Origin of the sequence: Pedobacter sp. SYSU D00535 (assembly GCF_017355855.1) — a bacterium.
In the GTDB taxonomy this organism is placed as follows: domain Bacteria; phylum Bacteroidota; class Bacteroidia; order Sphingobacteriales; family Sphingobacteriaceae; genus Desertivirga.
In genome coordinates, this window is record NZ_JAFEWD010000002.1 from 164,416 (window position 1) to 184,233 (window position 19,818).

A 19,818-nucleotide genomic window follows, 5' to 3' on the forward strand; every position below is an offset into this window, starting at 1 on the left:
TATCCTACAGGCCATGGAAAACCGAACATCGTTTGAATCGTTTAACTTATCAAAAAAGTTATGCTACTCCAATCGTTAATAGCTGAATTTGAGCATGAAGTAAGTAGTACGCGCAAACTATTGCAGGCGGTACCTGAAAAAGACCTTGCCTACAGACCTTCTCAAATTTCATGGACGATGGGTGAACTGGCGCAGCACATCGCTACCATCTATTATTGGTATGTCGGTACCTTAACTATGGACGTTTACGATATGGCTGCCGATTCCCTTGAACGCGGAGCTCCGGAAGACATCCAGGCAACTCTTGATCTTTTTGAGCGGAACGTGGAAAAAGCCAGGGCTGCATTAAAATCAATAACTGAAGAAAGATTACAGGACCAATGGACCATGAAGGTGGGAGAGCAGGTAGTGCTTGGCCCTATGCCACGTGGTACAGTAGCCCGCGGTTTTCTCTTCAATCATCTGTACCACCACCGCGGTGAGCTGATTGTTTACCTCCGGGCTACGGGAAATAAAGCTCCCGGTTTATATGGCCCTACTTACGAAGAATCTCAGGGAAAAATTGGGGAACAACCATAGGATCTATTGACCCTATCCGTCAGGGATAACTCTGATGGATAGAGCACTTTGATTTATCCTTTTACGGTCTCTAACCAGGCCTGCGCCATCAGGCGGTTTCCAGCGATGGTAGGATGAACCCCGTCATACGTCCAGTACTCCCCGGGCGCCAACTGTTGCGCTTTATCGAAAACGCTTTGGTAGGGGATAAAGGCCGCACCGTATTGCTCCGCAACTTCCCGTGCCGCTTTGCGATAGTCGTTGAAAGCAGGAAACCAGGTCTCGTCTACGGCTTTAATGCCTGCCACAGCAAATGGTTCTCCGATGATCAATTTCAAGTCGGGAATTTGTTGCCGGCTGCGGTCGAGGAGAGCACGGTAGTCGTTCCGGTATTTCTCCAGCGTGCCGGCGTAATTGCCCCTTTTCATATGCCAAAAGTCGTTCACTCCAATAAGAATGCTGAGTACCGTAGGCTTCAACGCTAAGGCATCCGCTTCCCAGCGGTCTGCCAGCTGATATACTTTGTTTCCGCTGATACCCTTGTTGAAAATAGATAAAGTTTTGTCCGGATACTGCTGAAGCAGATCGGCGGCAGCCATAAAAGCATAGCCACTGCCCAGAGCGCTGGCGCTGTTCGCTTTCATATCATCCTTTTTCCGTCCGGCGTCGGTGATCGAATCCCCCTGAAACAGGATGATATCATTTTTCTTCAGCTGTACCCTCTTTGCTTTCTCGACGGCAAGGGCACTGCTGACAAGGCCAGGAATACTTAACGTTGCTAGACCTCCTATGGAGGCCTTCTTAATAAAGTCTCTTCGGCTGTTGTGCTCTTCGTGCTTCATGGTGTTACGTAGTTAATCTTATGCTTTTAAAGCCAATTAGCGATTCTAACAGAATTAATCAGCTTTTCAAAATCGACGTACGTATTCCCGTAAAAAATATTTGATTGGAGCCTGTTCAGAGAGGGAAAGAGATTAAAAAGAAGTTCAAATAAAAAGCCCACGAGAACCTTTCCCGCGGGCAAATGCTAAACAGATTCTTATTTAATAAGCTAAATTAGTAACGCGTATTAATACCTGCTTGTTTCAGGCAATTCTACTTAATCTGATTTTTCTACGACTACCCTTTTGCAGGGGCCTTGAGGTAGTCTAGTTATAATTTAGCAGTGGCTGTTTATTCTTCACCTGCCGCTGTGTCTCCCGTCCAAGGCATAAAGGGAAAAGTGGATGAGTACGTTCAAATCCCGGACAAGCCTACAGAATTGCTTTATTACGATTTATTAAAGTATTCATAAAACGCTTATCTCCCACGGAACAGCTATAAGATCTTAAGGTATCCATCCGCGAAAGCGTAATTCTGACTTTTTATTCAGGTGCCCCAACGAGGCAGCCTATGTCAGCACGCGCTGAGTAAATGCGTACCGGATGAGTTGGGCCGTGTTCCTTGCTCCAAGCTTCTCCAATAAGTTGCTGCGGTGTCCTTCTACAGTTCGTTTGCTGGTAAATGTTTTCTCTGCGATTTCCTTATTCGTATAACCTTCGGCAATCATGAGCAGTACTTCACGCTCGCGGGCTGTCAAATTCGTGAGGATCGGGGAGGGTGTCTCAACCGGTGCTTGGGATGCTTTTTTGACTAAAGCGACAGCGAGGGAGGAACAAAGTACTTCCTTTCCCGCCATTACATGCTGGGCGGCAAATAACAATTCGCTCCTGCTTACATCTTTCATCAGATATCCGTGGATGCCTGCCGAGAAAGCTTTCTGAATGGCAGCATCGTTACAGGTATCGCCAAAGCAGAGAACCTTAACGTTCCGAAATTTGGAAGTGATAGCCTTGAGCAATGCAAGTTCCAATTCTATTTGAGAGGCAAGGAATACGATAGCCAGCTCTGGTCTTAGGCCGCTTTCGAGCATGTATACCAGGTCTTTCAGGTCTTCGCCTTCCTGCAACAGATCAAGGTTCGGATCCGATCCCAGAATTTCCCTGATTTCTTTTCTTCTTTGATGGTCGGGTAGTGCTAATACGTAGTTTTTCATAGGATTTTATTTACAGGTTATGGTTTTTGTCCGGGCAGGAAGACTTTCATCCGGTCGGCGTTACTGTATTTTTTATACCATTGGATAGCCGGCATTAATTCGGCAGCCGAGCAGATAGAGCTTCCAATATCTTCAAAAAGGTAAACACAGTTATCTGCCAGGGCGTAAATCTGAGAGGTGCTGAGGTGGGCTGCCACCTGCTCCCTGAGCTTGGATACCTTTACCCTTATTGCTCCCTCATAATCGCAGAGATATTCGGTATTTGGTAGGTGACTATAAGTTACAACTACAAAATTGTTTTTCTTTGAATCCATAGGTCAACGTTAAATTGGTTGTTAATTGTCATCGGCAGCGGTATACGATCTATTGGCTCTGTTGCCTGCTATTCCTCATTCCCGACAATCAACACTTCCCTCCTGTTTGTTTGGTAGTGTACTGACAAAACTGGCTAAAGAGATTAAACCCGAATACCGTTGAAATACCCCTTTTTTCCCGGGATAAATACGGGTAAAAATACTTGCTGCCAGCGGATGGATTTTGGGGAAAGAGGACAGGAGTATGGGAACAACAACAACGGTCGACGAGCATCAGCAATGCAACCCTCACAATTTGGGAGGTAAAGCCTTCAGGGATCTCGGCAATAAGGAACTGGTTTTTCCGCTGGATCATGACTTCCCGACCATCAGCACTAAACAGATAAGGTGAAGTTAAATCCCTGCAGCGATGCGGAATCAGGTGAACTTATCATGGTGCTGCTTGTTATGGAAGAAAGAGACAGTTAAATTGATGAAGAGCAAGGTACTAGGAGTATTGCGGGCGAAAGCGGAGAAGTTGCTAAATGATAGATACGATATTAACGACCCCAACCGTGCTGTAGAATTCGATCGCATTTTCCATGAGTTGCAGGTGCATCAGGTGGAACTGGAAATGCAGAATGATGAGCTCATGGCTGCGAATCTTGAAATTCAGAAACAGAAGGATCGCTTTTCTCATCTTTTCGAGTCTGCCCCTGTAGGCTATATTGTAGTTAGCCGCGAGGGCCTTGTAACGGACATTAATCAGACAGCCTTGCGCTTATTCAATAACGATAAAAGCATGATGCGGGGTAAACCACTTGCTGCTTTTGTTTCCCCCGGAGATATATCCTGCTACTACCAGTTTTTAAATAGCATTACAAAAAGGGGGACCGAACAGAGTTGCGAATTGCAGTTGCTGAGACGGGAAACGGGAAGTTTCTGGGGGCTTTTTCATGCAGTTCCTGTGGGTGCGGATGAGCCCGATCGGCAGATCTATGTAACATTAACTGACATTACAGAAAAGCAGGCGGCAGAAAAAGAGTTGCGGCAAGCCAAGCAGCGGCTTGATCTGGCCCTTGAAGCCTCCGCCACTGGTATATGTGAACTAAATCTCGATACTAGGTGTTTTTACCTGGATGAGTATTCCTGTCGATTGTTCGGATTGGAAGGGCAATTTTTTGCGGGTCCTCTCGACCGGTTGATGCATAGAATACATCCCGACGATCGGAGACAATTGGAAAACAGCCTTCGTGTGGCAGTAGTACGGCAGCGGTCATTAGCGGCAGAGTTTCGTATCATCAATGAGGATGAAGATATTAAACATATTCAGGCACGCGGGCGCCTGGTCGATGGTGAAGAACAACGGAGCTTTTTAGCAACCTTCACAGACGTCACCGAAAGGAAATTATGGGAACAGGAAACGCAACGGCTGAAGGATGAACAGGATAAGGCCCTGCTCAACGCAGCGCTGGAAGCAGAGGAGAATGAGAAAAAAAGAATGAGCGATGCCTTGCATGATGGCGTAGCTCAAATGCTATATGCCGCTAAACTCAACCTGGATCACCTTCGTTCGCAGGCAAAAGGTCTTTCTTTTCAGCAAGTGGCAGATTTAATTGAGCAGACGATCAAGGATGTAAGGGATCTCTCGTTTGAGCTTACGCCCGCAGTGTTGCTGGATTATGGACTGCGTCCAACAGTCGAAGAAATGACCCGAAGGCTAGCTAGTGAATATCTGTCCTTCAGCACCGATATTAATCTGGGAAAATCGATCCCCGCGAGTCTCCAGCTAAACATCTACCGTATCACTCAGGAACTGGTGAACAACGCGATCAAACACGCGCGCTGCGACAAAATATCGATCGAAGTGTATCGAAGAGGTGATACTATTTTTATAGAGGTGAGCGACAATGGGGTAGGGGTAAAGAAAAATACCGGCAAAAGCAAGCCCAATGGCACTGGTTTAAGCAGTATCCGAAACCGCATAAAACTTTACGATGGCAAAATTGCTATCAAGGCCAATGTCCCTTCTGGCACGCAGGTCTCTGTTAAGCTAAAATATATAGAACCTGCAAGCACACAAGATGAGTCAAATTAATTCAATTATCGTTGTAGGAGCCTCCGCCGGGGGGCTTAAAGCTATTGGAGAACTTTTGTCTGTATTGCCGGGCAACCTGGAGGCTCCCGTATTTGTTGTGTGTGCTGCAATTGGAGAACGAAAACACTTGTTGCTGACCACCGCCGATCATCAGGAACAGCTGGGTAATACCAGCATGCAGCAGGAAAAAAACAGGCAGGCAAAGGAACTGCAGCTGCATATTGACCGGATAAAAAACCTGATTGGATCATTAACCTCAAAGGCCTCCGCCAATAATGGCGGATATGAATAATGCTTAAAGAGTTTAGTTGATCAGGAAAAAGCATTCTGGCAGGACCCACTTGAGAAGACCTGCCAGAATGAGACCTATGCCTGTAAAAATTCTACTCCTTGCCGCTAAACAGACTTCTTAGTTTATTATTTCTCAACCAAAGCGCTCCCCAGGCAAGTATTCCAAGGTAAACAGAAAACAGAACATGGGAGAATAGCGGGTTATCCAGCCGCACATGGGTGGCTACTGCCCCTCCAAAATAGCCGGTTAGCAGAATCGCACCGATTAATTCAGTTCTTCTGTAAGCGTAAAGCAGTATTGATACAAGTCCCAGCGTCCCAAGGATAGGAAGGTGATGACTTTGATAGCCGAGGTCCATTGTACCTCTTACAATTTCTTCGTTCGGGAAAAACTTGAAAATGCTGTCGAAAAGCATGAATAAGATAACAATACCGCCCATAATCCGGGATGTCCAAAGCCGGCCTTTTGTTATGCCGGCAGCTTGTGAACTTAAACTTAGAGTTGCCATGATGTTTAGTTGATGATTTTATGATTATTCAATTAATTGTTTCGCTTCTTTCTGAAAACCTCTGACTTTTTTAGCCTTGCTTCATTTTACATTTCAAAGTTACGCAGCGCTACCCGGGTCGGTGAGGGTTGAATACGACTACTATAGGGTGTATTACGAAATAAAAATGACATTGCCGGAAGCTTCTTCACGAGCAATCTTGAATCGCCAAAAAAAAATCTTTATTTAGATGTGAAATTGAGTCGGCAACTGCATCCCCCGGTAATATTAGCAACGACATGCCTTACAAATATGAATAAGATCCTTATCACCTTGCTCTTCAGCCTCTGTTTTTCCCTGTCGGGTTTCGGTCAGTCTCCCGACAAATACGAGCAGATTACCGCTAAAATAGATTCGCTGGCTCTGGCCGGACTGCCGAAGTCGGCGCTCGCTCAGATTGAGGCTTTCGACAAGCTGGCACGAGCGGAGAAGAACGTGCCCCAGCAAATTAAGGCGACGATCTATAAAATGCACTTTTTATCCTACCTGGAAGAGCAGGCTTTAGAAACGATCATTCGGCAGTTACGCGCTGATATCGCCACAAGTAGTTATCCTGTAAGGCCGGTTTTGCAATCGCTTTTAGCAGAAGTATTCTGGCGGTATTATCAACAAAACCGCTATCAGTTCAATAGCCGTTCCGTCCTCGAAAAGCCGGATCCTGATTTTACCCGCTGGGATCTGAAGACGATTATTAAGGAGGTGTCTAGCTTGTATAAAGCCTCGCTAATTAATGCGGATCAGTTACGAGTTACTCCGCTGAGTGTCCTCCAAGGTGTCTTGGCAGGTGACTCCCGCACCCGCTACCTGCGCCCCACCTTGTATGATTTACTCGCCCATCGGGCACTCGATTTCTTTCTCGAAGAAGAACCGGATTTGCTGAGGCCGAGGCAGCCCTTTAGTCTCTCAAGTGCTGATTTTTTTGCTCCTGCAGAGGTATTCGTAAACCTAAAGGTGCAGACTGCTGATACTAGTTCTACCAGCTACCAGGGGATTCAGCTATTGCAGGATCTTACCCGGTTTCAGCTGCGGGAGAACAAGCCCGACGCCCTGGTGGATGTTGATCTGAAGCGCCTGAATTTCCTGTTTCAGAAGTCCGTCAATCCCTTGAAAGATTCCCTCTATCTGCAGAGCCTCGAGAACATCGGGGGGAGTTTTCCCGAAAGTAAGATTGCAGCTGAAGCATTGATCCACATCGGTCAGTACTATCAACAGAAGGATAGTTTAAAACTAGCCAGGCAATATTTTGAAAAAGCACGTAGCTATAAAGGCAGCGATGCGGCACACAACGCGGGCCAACGGATAAAAGAAATTCAGCAGAAAGAGATGTCCTTCTCGGTTGAAAATATAAATATACCGAATCGCCCGATGCTGGTGCTGCTGCGCGCCAGAAACTTGAGCAGGATGCAGTATCAATTGTACAAGCTATCCGACAAGCAGGTTAACGAAATAAGCAAGCTGAATGCCGATGCAGGCCGGTGGGGAAACGAGAGTATTGTCCCCTCTAAGGCGCTCCTGCGTTATCTGCGGCAGCAAAAAGTGTTCAGAACGGCAGAGGCGCAGCTTCCCCTGTGGGATGATTACAGACGGTATAGCACTGAGCTGGCCCTGGATCCCCTGGTCCCCGGGCGTTACCTGTTTTTAGGCAGGGAGGCGGGAGCCCTTGATGACTCCCTCTCTCATATGCTGGAGTTCAAGGTGAGCAATCTGGCCTACAGTTCCAGGGTAAATCCCTCCGGTACTATCGAGCTGCGGACATTGAACCGGGAAACCGGCGAGCCACTGCCAAAAGTGAACGTCATCATGAAATACGTACAGTACCATTCGGGCAAGAGGGCAGATGTGACTCTCGGCGAGGGGCGAAGTGATGAAAATGGGCTGATCCACTTTTCCTCAGTAAACAAAAATAATAATCAGGTTACCGTGCATCTAAAGACCGCTGATGATGAACTTTATGACGACTCGGAATATCTCTATGGCGTAAGAAGCAGAGCGGATAAGGAAGTCGAAAGGGAGCATACCTTCTTTTTTACGGACCGGCAGCTCTACCGGCCGGGGCAGACCGTTTATTTCAAAGGGCTGCAGGTGGTTCAGTCTGAGGCGGGGTCTCGGATTGTGAGCGAAGAAGCAATGGAGGTGATGCTTAAAGACGCCAATGACAAAGAACTAGCTAAACTACAGGTGAAGACAAACGATTTTGGAACTTTCCAGGGGAGTTTTATCATCCCGCAGAATATTTTAAATGGCAGAATGAGCCTTCGGACTGAGGATGGAATACTTTGGTTTAGGGTCGAAGAATACAAGCGGCCTACTTTCGCCGTAGAGTTGGAGCCTGTAAAGGAAAGCTACCGCCTCAACGACTCGATCACGGTAAAAGGCAGGGTAAAGGCCTATTCGGGTTATGGACTTTCGCAGGCAAGAGTCGCCTACCGTATTGTTCGGAAAAGCTCGGCCTTTCAGGATTTTAGAAACGGTTTCTTTAACAGAACTACCGAGATTCTTTCGGATACCATGATCGCGAACCTGGCGGGCGAATTCAACATCAGATTTAAGGCTGTTCCTGACGAGAGAAGCAATCAGAAAGACCTGGTCTATACGTATGAGCTAAAGACCGACGCGACGGATCTCAGTGGTGAAACCCGCTCGAATCTGCAGCAGATTACGATAGGTGAAAAAGTACATATCATCAATGTGCTGCTACCGACCCTGTTGGTCGCCGGCGACGGTTCAATTGCAGGAGGGACAGCGGCAGGGACGGGAACACGCGGTGCTCCGCTTTATGTGGTCGATGGAACTCCGGTAGAGGACATAAACGACCTTTCTCCCGATGATATTAGTAACCTGAAGGTACTTAAAGGTGTGGAAGCTGCAGCGCTTTATGGTTCCAGGGCGGCCAATGGTGTCGTTATCATCACCACCAAAGGAAAAAGCACGCCGAGTCTGGAGACGAGGAAAACCAACGTCTTTATTGTCCCGGTTAAGCTGGAGAATCTAAACAGACAGGATTTAGAGGGCGTATTGCATATGAAGGTGTATGCATTGAAATCTCCTGATCGGCCATTGATAGACCGGCTCTGGCCCTTTCCTGACCGCCCACTGCTTAGCAAAAAAGAGTATCAGCAACAGTTTCCGTTCCTGCCGTATAAAGACGAGCAGGATGAAAAGAAATGGCCCGTCGACCGCCTGATCGCCGAAAGGGAAATCAAGCTAAGCCCGGGTAAAAGCAGTTTCCTTGATCTGTCCTTCCTGAAGAAACAAAAGACCGGAAGCTACCGGCTAGAGATTGCCGCACGGGATGCAAAGGGGGATACGAGCTCTATAGTACTTCATACGAGTTTAGTAGCTGAACCGGCAGCACCTGTAAAACTACAAAACTGGGTAACACCTGTAAAAACCAGCGTAGTGACGGGAAGGGCGGCCGAGTTTATGGTAGGACTAGGGGCACCGGCGAGAATTTTAATGGAAACCTACGATGGAGACAAGCGATTATCCTCTAGATGGATTAGCATCGGACGAAAGCAGCAGCTCATCCAGATTCCGGTAGAACTGACGACAAAGCAGCCTGCCGTACAGTTCTTAACCGTGTTCCAAAACCGGATGTTTAGCAGCTATCATCGCATCAGCATTTTGGAGCCGGAGAAGAATCTGAACATTCGCTTCCAGACCTTCCGCAATAAGCTGGAGCCAGGACAAAAAGAGCAGTGGTCCCTGCAGCTAAGCGGACAAGATCGGCAGGTAGCAGAGATGGTGGCCACGCTTTACGATGCTTCACTAGACAATATTGTCAGTCCTCATCCCTGGCAAGTGAAGCCTTCGGGTATAGACAGCTTCGCTCCCCTTTATTTTCAGTGGCCTAGTTGGAACTTTGTCCAGGCCGTCAATAGTGCCCCATTTAATTATTATTATAACAACATCCAAATCCGGACGCGAGCCTATGAAGCGCTCGACTTGCTGGGCTACAGTTATTTTGGTGGCTATAATCCGGGCTATCATGACTACCTCCGGCGACTGGAAGAAAAGTCCCGGATCCTGGCTGCCGATCAAAGGCTGAAAGAGGAATACAGGAAAAATGCAGCCCTTGTAAAAGATGGATTTGATGCCGTCGGACGTGTAACTGACAAACAGGGCAGACCGCTGGTGGGTGTGTCCGTCAGACTAAAGGGAAAATCAATTGGAACAAGCACCGATTCCAAAGGCGCCTTCCGGATCAAAGTACCTAAACATGCCGTCTTGATTTTTGCATATATAGGATTCAAGAGCCTCGAAATGCCGGCAACTTCGCAACCGATGACGGTTCAGTTAAAGGAAGATGGAGCGGCATTAGAGGAAGTGGTGATAACAGGCTATGGTACGCAAAAGCGGAAGGAAGTGCTTGGTTCGGTAAGTGTTGCAACTGTACCCGAAGCCCTGCAGAGCGTCGTTCCGGGAGCAGCCAGGGAGCTAAGGATCCGCGGTACCAGTACTGTTGTCGCCGAGGATAACGCTGTTTACGACTTTGCCGGACCGGTACCTCTGGTTAAACCAAAGGAAATCAGCCTACGACGTAACTTCCAGGAAACTGCTTTCTTTTATCCGCAGTTGCGGACGAATGAAAAAGGGGAAATCCGGATTGAATTTACTATACCTGAAACGCTGACCCGGTGGCACTTCAAAGGCTTCGCTCATACCAAAGGCCTGCAAACCGGAATTATTGAAAGCGAAGTGATCACTCAAAAGAGCCTGATGATCTCGGCCAACACTCCCCGTTTTTTACGGGAGGGAGATACGATCCTGCTGTCGGCCCGAATTGCTAATTTGACTGAGGCTCCCCTGAGTGGCCAGGTCCGGCTTCAGCTTTTTAATGCCCTGAATATGCAGCAGGTCATGTTGCTAGCCGATCCTGCACAGGCGGAACAGGCTTTCCAGTTGGAAAGCGGGCAGAACAAGGCGGTATCATTCAGACTCATTGTTCCATCCAGTCTTGATGCGATCACGTACCGGCTTACTGCCGATGGGGGAGATTTTACCGACGGAGAGGAAAACACCATCCCTGTATTGCCCAATTCCATGCTGGTAATGGAGTCGATGCCCATGCTGGTAAGGGCCGGACAAAACAAGAACTTTAGCTTTGAAAAGCTTTTAAATAACAGGAGCACAACGCTGCGACATAAAACCCTGACGCTGGAGTATACGCAAAATCCGGTCTGGTATGCAGTACAAGCCTTGCCCTACCTGATGGAGTTTCCATACGAGTGTTCGGAGCAAACCTTCAGCCGTTACTTTGCTAATAGCCTGGCCAGTTCGATCGTAACCCGTTTGCCTAAGATCAAGACGGTGTTTGAACAATGGAAAGGCCTGAACAGCTACTCTTTATGGTCTAACTTAGAGAAAAATCAGGAACTGAAGGCGCTGTTGATTGAGGAAACGCCCTGGTTGCGGGAAGCGATGGATGAGAGTGAACAGAAAAAGCGGCTCGCCTTGCTGTTTGATTTGAATAAGATGCGGGATGAAATGCAGCTAAACCTGGAAAAATTGCAGAAGATGCAGCGGCCGGACGGCGGTTTCCCCTGGTTTGCTGGCGGCAACTACTCCGACCGGTATATTACGCAACATATCCTTGGCGGAATGGGACAGTTACAACGGGTAAAGGCGGTTAATTTGGAAGGACGCCTTTTGGATGTGACGGAGAATGCATTGAAATTTGTAGAGCAGGAGCTGATTGAAGATTACAGGGAAGCCCTTAAGTACGAACAGAAACACCGTACCCAGCTGAAAGAGGTATCCACCTTAACCCTTCACGCGATGTATGTCCGTAGTTATTTCCCCGGCCGGCAGCAGTCGGCAGCCTTGAAATCAGCCCTGAACTATTTTCTTCCAAAGCTTACAAGCAGCTGGAAGCTCAGTAGCGTGTATGAGCAGGGCCTTGCGGCCTTCGTCCTCCATCGCCATAACTTTCCTTTGCCAGCTAAATCAATTATTGCCTCTCTGAAGGAGACTGCTCAGCAGTCAGAGGAACTGGGCATGTACTGGGCAAAAAACCGGCTGGGGTACTATTGGTACCAGTCGCCAATTGAAACCCAGGCACTACTGATCGAACTATTTTCTGAAGTCGCAACCGATGCGAAAGCTCTGGAGGAGATGAAAATCTGGCTGCTCCGAAATAAGCAAACCAGCAATTGGAGGACAACAAAGGCTACTGCGATGGCTTGTTTTGCGCTATTGCTTCGCGGCGGCAATTGGGTGGAATCTGAAGCAACTGCACGAATACAGTTGGGTGGAAAGTCATTGAACGCTATCAAGCCCGAGCTGAAATCAGAGCCTGGCACGGGTTATTTAAAAACGGTTTGGACAGAGGGGCAGATCAGCAAGGGCATGGGCGATGTTCAGATTCAAAATACAGGAAAAGTGCTAAACTGGGGAGCCTTGCATTGGCAGTATCTGGAGCAGCTGGATAAGATCAGCTCTGCTGAAACGGAGCTGAAGCTCGAGCGGAAATACTTCATCCGCAGACAAACGGATGCAGGACCTGAGCTGATAGCGGTTGATGGTACCAATATTCCTAAGAACGGGGATGTCCTCAAAGTAGTAGTGTATCTGAATGCCGATCGCGATTATGAGTATGTGCACCTGAAAGATATGCGTCCCTCGGGAACGGAGCCGGTGGACGTGCTGTCAGGCTATAAATATCAGGAGCGTTTCTACTATTATCAGGTGACGAAAGACGTGGCGACCAACTTCTTTATTAATTATCTCCCCAAGGGAAGTTATGTGTTTGAATACGAGCTGCGGGTAGTCCAGCCAGGTAACTATTCTACCGGCATAAGCTCGATCCAGTGTCTGTATGCACCTGAATTTAACGCACACTCCGCAGGGAGGAGGATGGAGATCAGATAGGGTACACATAAGAATGGGCTGCAGCCCTTGCGGGGAATTCAAAAGCCTTGCCGGAGCGTCTTTTTAGCCCCTTTCTTTCATCCTTCTGATTATCCACCAGAAGCCCAGGGCTGTGACAAAACTGGCTACTCCGGTAGACCACCAAAGTGTGCCGAAGCCGAAATTGTCAGCTATCCTTGTCCCAAGGAAAGGGGAGACAACATGGGCTGCGGAAAAGGCAAGGGAGTTCATTCCCATGTAGGCGCCCTGTGTTTCTTTTGCGGCTCTTTGCAAGGTCACCGTAGCCATAAAGGGCATGGCAAGGATTTCGGAGACACAGAGTACGAAAATAGAGGTATAAAGTACCAGGTATTTCCCGGGTAAGAGGAGCATCAGGAAAGATAGTCCGCAAAGCAGGGTGCCCAGAACGATTACGGAAGTGGTGCTTAACCTTCTCTCCGCCAAATGTACCAGCACCATTTCAAGCGAAAAAACGACCAGGCCGCTAAAGGCCAGAATAAGCCCGATACTTTGCTCACTTAGGGCGTGGGCCTCCCGATAGAACAGGGGCAGTGTGCTAAGTAGCTGAAAAAAGCAGATACTGTACAGGCAGCATAAGAAGCTGAAGAAAATGAACTGACCATCACGCCAGGGAGAGCGGGCCTTCGAGCTGCCTGAACTCCCGGAAGCGTTTTTCGCCCGTCTGCTGGCTTTTCGATCGCGGAAGTAAAGATAGAATACCAAACCTGCCAGGCCTGAGCTCAGCGCATTACCATAGAACAATAGATGGTACGAATACGCTGCCAGGAATCCACCCAGTGCTGGTCCGATAGAAAAGCCAAGGTTCATCGCCATCCTGTTGAGAGAAAACGCTTTGGTGATATTTTCCGGCGAGGTATAGGAAGCAATGGATACCGAGTTGGCCGGGCGGAAGGTTTCTGTAATCAAACTCAGGATAAACACGCCGACGGCAAGGCTTACCGGATTGGTTAGTCCCGGAAGCACACAGAAAACAGGAATACATAGCAGAAGACAGGATAACTGAATAGGGAAGTGTCCCATACGGTCGCTCAGCCAGCCTCCCAGCCAGGAGCCCGTTACCGCTCCAATTCCAAAGCAGCTTAAAACAGTTCCGGTGGCTTTGATGCTGAAGCCCAGGTCCTGCGTCATGTAGACTCCAAGAAATGGAATCACCATCGCCCCGCTTCGGTTGATGAGCATGATAGTAGCCAGCATCCAGGCGGATTTTGACAGTCCTTTATAGGAGTTGAGATAGAGTTGCAGCAATGTCTTCATTAGTTACCGGAAGAAGAGTAGTACGAGATGGATGTAAAGATTATGACGGTAAAACTAAAAAAAACTGGCAAAGCTGAAGCGGCTGGTTGCCGGAAAGTTTCCTCTGCAACAAAAAGCCGCTGCCGTACGGGTACTGCCCTCACTCAAAAGTCCTATATTTGGCCCATGCAGGGAAAAGGAAAATTATCTGGACTAAAGCAGTGGTTGAGCTCCTTTCTCAGCATCTTCCTTGCTCTTTTGATTTTCAACTCCAGTACTGATTCTCCCGACACTCGATACACGATGGTGTTGCAAGATGGATCATACAAAGAAGATTTATCTAAAAATGATATCGAGACGCTTTATGAGTTCGTAGCAGAACTCCTGCTTGACCATACCGACGCGGTGGGGGAGAACGACGATCAGGAAAACAATTCACTGCTTAAGAAACTTGATAGTGCCTTGCTGCAGAATTATTCCCTTGTGCTATGCAGCTACGAAACGGAATTGGAAGGTCTGACCCTACCTAGTGGTAATATACGTATCCCCAAAATTTCCTTAGATATCCCTTATCCACCACCCGAAAAGCTTTTATTCTAACTAAAACTCCCGAATAATTATTGATATCGCTAATGCCATCTCTTCATGGGACTGGCACTACTATACTTTTTTAAAAAATGAAAAAAATTAGGATTATTGTCTATTTACTTTCCCTGTTTCCCCTGATTGTTGCGGGACAGGAGACTGAGAAAAAAATAAAAATTGAACATGCAGAGCCCTTGTATATCGACCTGATACGCGACCTTGGCGCCACAAAGGGCGAGAAGGAGTGGAATTTCGGTTTCGGTCTTACGGACAACAAAACGTACGACAGTTATGAAGCACTGGTGGAGTACGAGTTTGCTCCCGCCGACCGCCTAGGGCTCGAGATTGAACTGCCCTTTACTGTTTTTTCTATCAATGGCAGGGAGAACATGGGCAGCAGGCCGGCAACAAGGCTTGAAAGTTTAAAAACTGCCATTCAATGGACCTTTTTGGTTTCAGAAAAACATCGTTCCAGTTTCGCGCTAGGATATATTAATGAGCTCACCTTAGCTGATCTTAATCGCTGGAGCCATTCGGCCCTGGTCACTGGAAACGTTTTCAACCCCTTTCTGGTAGCAGCAAAAAGGCTAGGGGGCAATTTCCATAGCTTGTTGTACACCGGACCAAAAATGGAACGCTCTTTCGCTAAAAATAGCTGGCACCTGGAGTACGAAGCCAACACTAGTTTTCATTACATGGTACCTGAAAGTAGGAATTTCGTGGGACTTGAGTTGAACAAGAGCTTGGGTCAGAAAGAGTTCGGATTCGTGGCCCGCCCTCAACTGCGCGTTAGCATTGCTGATAATCTTCTTATAGGAATCGTTACCGGCATCCCGATAAAATCGAATCATGAACGTTTAAGTAGTTTTATGAGACTTATCTGGGAACCTGGGCACAAACATTGAAGGAACCTGTAATACGATGTACCAGATTGCCTTTTTCGGAAGGCAATCTGTTTTGCATACCAAATTGGAGGATAATTCCGGTAGAAAAAAGGCGAATCGTTGATTAGTACCATATCTGGAGTAACCACTACCATTGCCGATGCCCAGGAATCAATAACTTTGAACCATGAAACAGGAGATCCCGATCTATGACATCAGCAGTCTTTCTTCACTTCGCAAGGAAGAGCTCATCGTCGGCAGGTTCGGATCTTATTCCCGATCGCATCAGCACCTGCACTATCCGCACCGTCACAGCTTCTATCATATTGTACTGTTCACGGAAGGGAGTGGTAGTCATTCCATCGACTTTGAACAGTTTGAAGTAAAGCCCGGACAAATCTATTTTATGGTTCCTGGACAAGTGCATAGCTGGAGTTTTAAAGGGCCAGTGGACGGATTTGTAGTCAACTTCTCTGCTACCTATTTCCAATCTTTTTTATTGCACACCGATTACCTTCAGAAATTCAGCTTCTTTAATAGCGTAGTGAAGGATTCTGTACTGGACCTGCCTGCCGGGGCATGTAAGGCCGTCGCAGATCTATTTGAGGAACTGTTAAATATAACGACGCAGTCGACAAAGTTCAGTGACGATCACGGTCGGGTTCTGCTCCTGAGAATGTTTATGGTGATATCCGACTTGCTGGTAGAGAAGTCGGAGAAGTATCTTTCTTCCTACAACTATACCTTGCTGCGCAATTTCCAGCAACTGATTGAGCGCAACTATGAAAATTTGCGTCTGCCAAAGGATTACGCTGAACTGCTGTATATCACTCCCAATCATTTGAATGCCCTCTGCAATGATTTACTGGGACTATCTGCGGGCGAAGTGATTCGTAACCGGATAGTGCTCGAGGCCAAGCGGCTGTTGGTGAATCTTGATTTATCGGTAACAGAGATCTCCTACCAGTTGAATTTTAACGATAACTCCTATTTTACCAAATTCTTTAAGAAATACGTGGGCGTGACACCCGAAGAGTTTAGAAAAACGTTTAAGAAGTAATAGTATGGACACATTAAAAATTGATAAAGAAGCCTTGAAAAATAGCAATAAAGACAATCCGGTGCCCTCTCAGTTTGCGGCCGCCCTACAGGCAAAATGCCCGCGTTGCAGAAGAGGGGATATGTTTGAGGGTTCCATGTACGGTTTCAAACTTCAAAAGATGCATGTGCATTGCCCTCACTGCCATTTGAAGTTCGAAAGAGAACCTGGCTACTTCTATGTAGCGATGTTTGTCAGCTATGCGATGAACGTAGCGCAAATGATCATCCTGGCAGTTGCCATCTATCTTATTACCAATAACCTGGAGGACCCGGTTTTATATCTGGCCGTTATTTTTCCGGCAGTTTTTATTCTTTCCCCCTTCAACTATCGCTTTTCAAGGGTGATACTGCTCTATTGGCTGACACCAGGTTTGCATTATGATCGGGAAATGAGCAAAGACAACCCTAATCGTCTAAGTAACTGATCAGAGGTATAGCCTTGCTATTTTTTTACCAACGACCACGCTTTCTTGATGCCCGTAAGCAACAGGACGGCTAGCAGGCCAGCTACGATTCCAATGCCAAGCTCTTTGAGGGTAGCAGGAACCTCCGGAAGGAAGTGGTGGAAGTAGTCAATATTGTGGGCAAAAATACCGCCGGCAACCAGGAGTAAAGCAATCGTTCCCACTACCGCCAGAATTCGGATAATAACAGGTAACGACTTAACGAGCAATGTGCCAAGTGCTGAAAGGAAGCCTTTATTGTTCGAATGTTTGATGAGCTTATACCCTGTATCATCCATTCTGACGATCAGCGCTACGATACCATAAACCCCTATAGTGGCTAATAACGCTACCGCCGAAACAGTGGCAATTTGAGTAGTCAGTGTTTTATCAGCAACGCTTCCTAAAGCGATGATCACGATTTCAATAGACAGAATAAAATCAGTAGTGATAGCGGATTTGATCTTGGTCGCTTCTGCTGCGCTATCGTCTTGTTGCACTTCCTCAATCACCTCATGACCTTCCTTCGGACGATGGAAAAAGTACTCAATGATTTTTTCAACTCCTTCATAAGCCAGGTAAAGGCCTCCTAAAATCAGTATGATTTTAATTGCTGCCGGAAAAAAAGCGTTCAGCAAAAGTGCAATCGGGACAATGATGAGCTTATTGACAAAAGATCCTTTGGTGATAGCCCAGAGTACGGGGAGTTCCCTCGACGCCAAAAATCCCGTAGCCTTTTCTGCATTAACGGCTAAGTCATCGCCTAAAATTCCTGCCGTTTTGCGGGTTGCTATTTTGGTTGACACTGCAACGTCATCCATCAGAGCAGTTATATCATCTAAAATCGCGAAAAATCCTGATGCCATGTAGTAGTATAAAATGATTTAGTTAAAGTTCTTAAAGTATCTTTTTCGGATTCGTTTGCACCACTGCCGTTCAGGTGCTTGGTGTAACTAAATCCGTTTCAATTATAATCAAAGGAATTGAAATCTGAATCATCTGCGCGATAATCCTGAAACCAGGGGAAAGCGTTAGCTCAAGCAAATCAAGTACTATTCAAATATGGGCGTATCGGAAATGCCATGCAAATCTCATGATTTTTTCTGCCGACAACATATGAAAGTAATGGTCGTATATGTAGTGTATCCGACGCGAATGCTAAGGGTTTTTCATGAGTTAGGTTTTAGGTTGATTTTAGAAAGGGGGTGCGCAAGCACTCCCTTTTTAATTATCATCATTTACTGAAAGCGGCTGTTTTCTACCCGCCTTTTATAGAACTTACTTTCGCTAAAATGCTCGTGCTCGTAAAAAGCGCTGCGGGGAGTATGTGAAGCAAGAGGTTCTTCAGGCGAAAATACCTGCCGAATCCTGTCTTCAGTCGCCGGAGAGAAATAATTATCATCATATTCAGGCAAAGCCTCCAATTGTTCCCCCGATACATTGGGCAAGATGATTTCATTATTCAATTCATGGAGTTCTGCAAGGCCAATGGGAACTAACACTTCTTTCTCGCTCAGCTCGAGTACATTGTTTGTCAGGTCAACTACCAGGTAGTGTACCTTTCGCTGGTGCGGATCGAAGAGGATCTCTTTTACTTCACCCACCACACGATCTTCTCCGTTCTTCACTATCCAGCCTCTGATATTAGGCTGAGCTTCCAGTATGTTCAGATTGCTTTTTTTCACCTCTTCGAGGTTTGTATTTTCTATTGACATGATTGCTGTGTTAATTTTAAAATTTGGATCGCTAGGTTCTCTACTCACAAGTGCCTATCCGCGGTTTGTGAACAGTTGGCGAGGTCGATTGTTTTAGTATTACCGTATCAGATTCGTGGGCACAACTTTCAGAGAATCCTTTTGTACAAGTCTTAAATTTGGGGTTCTGAATTAGCAGGAGTCGAGTTTTTTAGTCTCATTTTAGTGCTGACCGTATAAAGGGATGCAAGCAAAATTGTAGGACGAAATGCCCGCTTGTTTTATCTCACGTAAGACAGGCACGATCAGCTACCTGAAAGATATTAGCACAGGCCATCAAGGGAGGAAGGGCAAAACACAGTGCCGGACGTTGAGAAAAGACGGCTCTAGCTTTTGGGGAAGTATGCTGATTACTGCATCGCACGATGTTAATGGACGTTATAGGCTTTACGAAGCTAACAAAAGAACTTCCAAATAACGAGTGCGGCTAGGCTCCTGTAGATTAAAGGAGCAACGGTTAAAAGACTGTACTAATATATCAGGTTAAAACACTATATTGAGGCGAAGCCCAGAAACAGCACATCTTGTTCTTTCTCTTTTTGGACTCGAATTCAAAAAGGAAATGAAAAAAATACTTCTGCACGATACCGAAAAGGATATTTTAGACGTGATGACCATTGCCCTCGAACTGGAAGGTTTCTCGGTTTATCCTTTGTCAGACTGCACCTCCGATTATCTCTATCATATTGAACAGTTTCGGCCACACCTCGTCGTACTTGATTACAAGCTGGACGGGGAAATCTGTCTGGCTGCCCTGAAAAAAATCAAGAAGCACTATCCTCATCTTCCTGTTATTGCTTTAAGCTGCAATGTTAATATTCAGGACTCGTATAGCCAGCATGGCTTCGTCGACTACATCAGAAAACCCTTCGATATTGATCTGCTATACTCCATCATTCGGAGACATATCAACCATGAAACTTTGAGCTGATCCGTCATATTATAAAGACCTGGGCAGATTTGGTTCGTGGTAATCCCCGCTTCTGATCGGAACCTGCCCCAAACACTACTGGAGTTCGTATGAATCCGGAATGTTTCCTGATTGACTCCGTATTGAGTCCACCTTTTGCAAGGGAAACGTGGACTGAATGTGCGGTCCAGGCT

General features: G+C 46.7%; 17 protein-coding genes. 10 read left to right on the forward strand and 7 right to left on the reverse strand.

Going from position 1 to position 19,818, the window contains the following annotated elements; genetic code table 11:
• The first annotated feature begins 60 nt into the window (after positions 1 to 60).
• Entirely contained in the window at positions 61 to 579 is a 519-nt protein-coding gene (locus J4N23_RS05075) for a DinB family protein (RefSeq protein ID WP_207425940.1), read from the forward strand.
• A gap of 53 nt (positions 580 to 632) precedes the next feature.
• On the opposite strand, the gene J4N23_RS05080 is transcribed toward J4N23_RS05075, so the two are convergent.
• The 3 genes from J4N23_RS05080 to J4N23_RS05090 form a co-directional block, all read right to left on the reverse strand.
• Positions 633 to 1,400, reverse strand: a complete 768-nt coding sequence (locus tag J4N23_RS05080; protein WP_207425941.1) for an SGNH/GDSL hydrolase family protein — start codon at positions 1,398 to 1,400, stop codon at positions 633 to 635.
• A 548-nt stretch (positions 1,401 to 1,948) separates the two neighbouring features.
• Complete coding sequence (locus J4N23_RS05085; RefSeq protein ID WP_207425942.1) at positions 1,949 to 2,593, reverse strand: response regulator transcription factor; 645 nt, start codon at positions 2,591 to 2,593, stop codon at positions 1,949 to 1,951.
• 17 nt (positions 2,594 to 2,610) lie between these two features.
• Positions 2,611 to 2,907, reverse strand: a complete 297-nt coding sequence (locus tag J4N23_RS05090; RefSeq protein WP_207425943.1) for a hypothetical protein — start codon at positions 2,905 to 2,907, stop codon at positions 2,611 to 2,613.
• A gap of 244 nt (positions 2,908 to 3,151) precedes the next feature.
• Between J4N23_RS05090 and J4N23_RS05095 the strand changes: the two genes are divergently transcribed.
• The 3 genes from J4N23_RS05095 (at position 3,152) to J4N23_RS05105 (ending at position 5,276) form a co-directional block, all read left to right on the forward strand.
• Positions 3,152 to 3,298 (forward strand): hypothetical protein, encoded by a 147-nt coding sequence (locus tag J4N23_RS05095; RefSeq protein WP_207425944.1) that lies wholly within the window; start codon positions 3,152 to 3,154, stop codon positions 3,296 to 3,298.
• A gap of 81 nt (positions 3,299 to 3,379) precedes the next feature.
• The gene (locus tag J4N23_RS05100; protein ID WP_207425945.1) at positions 3,380 to 4,984 is read left to right on the forward strand and encodes a PAS domain S-box protein; all 1,605 of its coding nucleotides are present in this window, start codon (positions 3,380 to 3,382) and stop codon (positions 4,982 to 4,984) included.
• Complete coding sequence (locus tag J4N23_RS05105; protein WP_207425946.1) at positions 4,971 to 5,276, forward strand: chemotaxis protein CheB; 306 nt, start codon at positions 4,971 to 4,973, stop codon at positions 5,274 to 5,276. Before J4N23_RS05100 ends, J4N23_RS05105 begins: the two co-directional genes overlap by 14 nt.
• A gap of 91 nt (positions 5,277 to 5,367) precedes the next feature.
• Here the strand turns inward: J4N23_RS05105 and J4N23_RS05110 are convergent, their stop codons facing one another.
• Positions 5,368 to 5,784, reverse strand: coding sequence for a DoxX family protein (locus J4N23_RS05110; protein ID WP_207425947.1), 417 nt, complete (start codon positions 5,782 to 5,784; stop codon positions 5,368 to 5,370).
• 291 nt (positions 5,785 to 6,075) lie between these two features.
• On the opposite strand from J4N23_RS05110, the gene J4N23_RS05115 reads away from it, so the two are divergent.
• On the forward strand, positions 6,076 to 12,693 hold the full coding sequence (locus tag J4N23_RS05115; RefSeq protein ID WP_207425948.1) for an alpha-2-macroglobulin family protein: 6,618 nt from the start codon (positions 6,076 to 6,078) through the stop codon (positions 12,691 to 12,693).
• A gap of 63 nt (positions 12,694 to 12,756) precedes the next feature.
• Here J4N23_RS05115 and J4N23_RS05120 read toward each other — a convergent pair whose 3' ends face one another.
• Complete coding sequence (locus J4N23_RS05120; RefSeq protein WP_207425949.1) at positions 12,757 to 13,968, reverse strand: MFS transporter; 1,212 nt, start codon at positions 13,966 to 13,968, stop codon at positions 12,757 to 12,759.
• A 42-nt stretch (positions 13,969 to 14,010) separates the two neighbouring features.
• On the opposite strand from J4N23_RS05120, the gene J4N23_RS05125 reads away from it, so the two are divergent.
• The 4 genes from J4N23_RS05125 (at position 14,011) to J4N23_RS05140 (ending at position 16,942) form a co-directional block, all read left to right on the forward strand.
• A complete protein-coding gene (locus J4N23_RS05125; RefSeq protein ID WP_207425950.1) occupies positions 14,011 to 14,547 on the forward strand; it encodes a hypothetical protein in 537 nt (178 codons plus the stop codon).
• 77 nt (positions 14,548 to 14,624) lie between these two features.
• A complete protein-coding gene (locus tag J4N23_RS05130; RefSeq protein ID WP_207425951.1) occupies positions 14,625 to 15,437 on the forward strand; it encodes an HAEPLYID family protein in 813 nt (270 codons plus the stop codon).
• 166 nt (positions 15,438 to 15,603) lie between these two features.
• Positions 15,604 to 16,476 carry an AraC family transcriptional regulator gene (locus J4N23_RS05135; protein WP_207425952.1) on the forward strand — a complete coding sequence of 291 codons (873 nt, stop codon included), beginning with the start codon at positions 15,604 to 15,606 and terminating at the stop codon, positions 16,474 to 16,476.
• 4 nt (positions 16,477 to 16,480) lie between these two features.
• Entirely contained in the window at positions 16,481 to 16,942 is a 462-nt protein-coding gene (locus J4N23_RS05140) for a DUF983 domain-containing protein (RefSeq protein ID WP_207425953.1), read from the forward strand.
• A gap of 17 nt (positions 16,943 to 16,959) precedes the next feature.
• Here the strand turns inward: J4N23_RS05140 and J4N23_RS05145 are convergent, their stop codons facing one another.
• Complete coding sequence (locus J4N23_RS05145) at positions 16,960 to 17,826, reverse strand: DUF808 domain-containing protein (RefSeq protein ID WP_207425954.1); 867 nt, start codon at positions 17,824 to 17,826, stop codon at positions 16,960 to 16,962.
• A 372-nt stretch (positions 17,827 to 18,198) separates the two neighbouring features.
• Positions 18,199 to 18,675: a PRC-barrel domain-containing protein gene (locus J4N23_RS05150; RefSeq protein WP_207425955.1), complete on the reverse strand. Its 477-nt coding sequence runs from the start codon at positions 18,673 to 18,675 to the stop codon at positions 18,199 to 18,201.
• 601 nt (positions 18,676 to 19,276) lie between these two features.
• On the opposite strand from J4N23_RS05150, the gene J4N23_RS05155 reads away from it, so the two are divergent.
• Positions 19,277 to 19,645, forward strand: coding sequence for a response regulator (locus J4N23_RS05155; protein WP_207425956.1), 369 nt, complete (start codon positions 19,277 to 19,279; stop codon positions 19,643 to 19,645).
• Positions 19,646 to 19,818 lie beyond the last annotated feature (173 nt).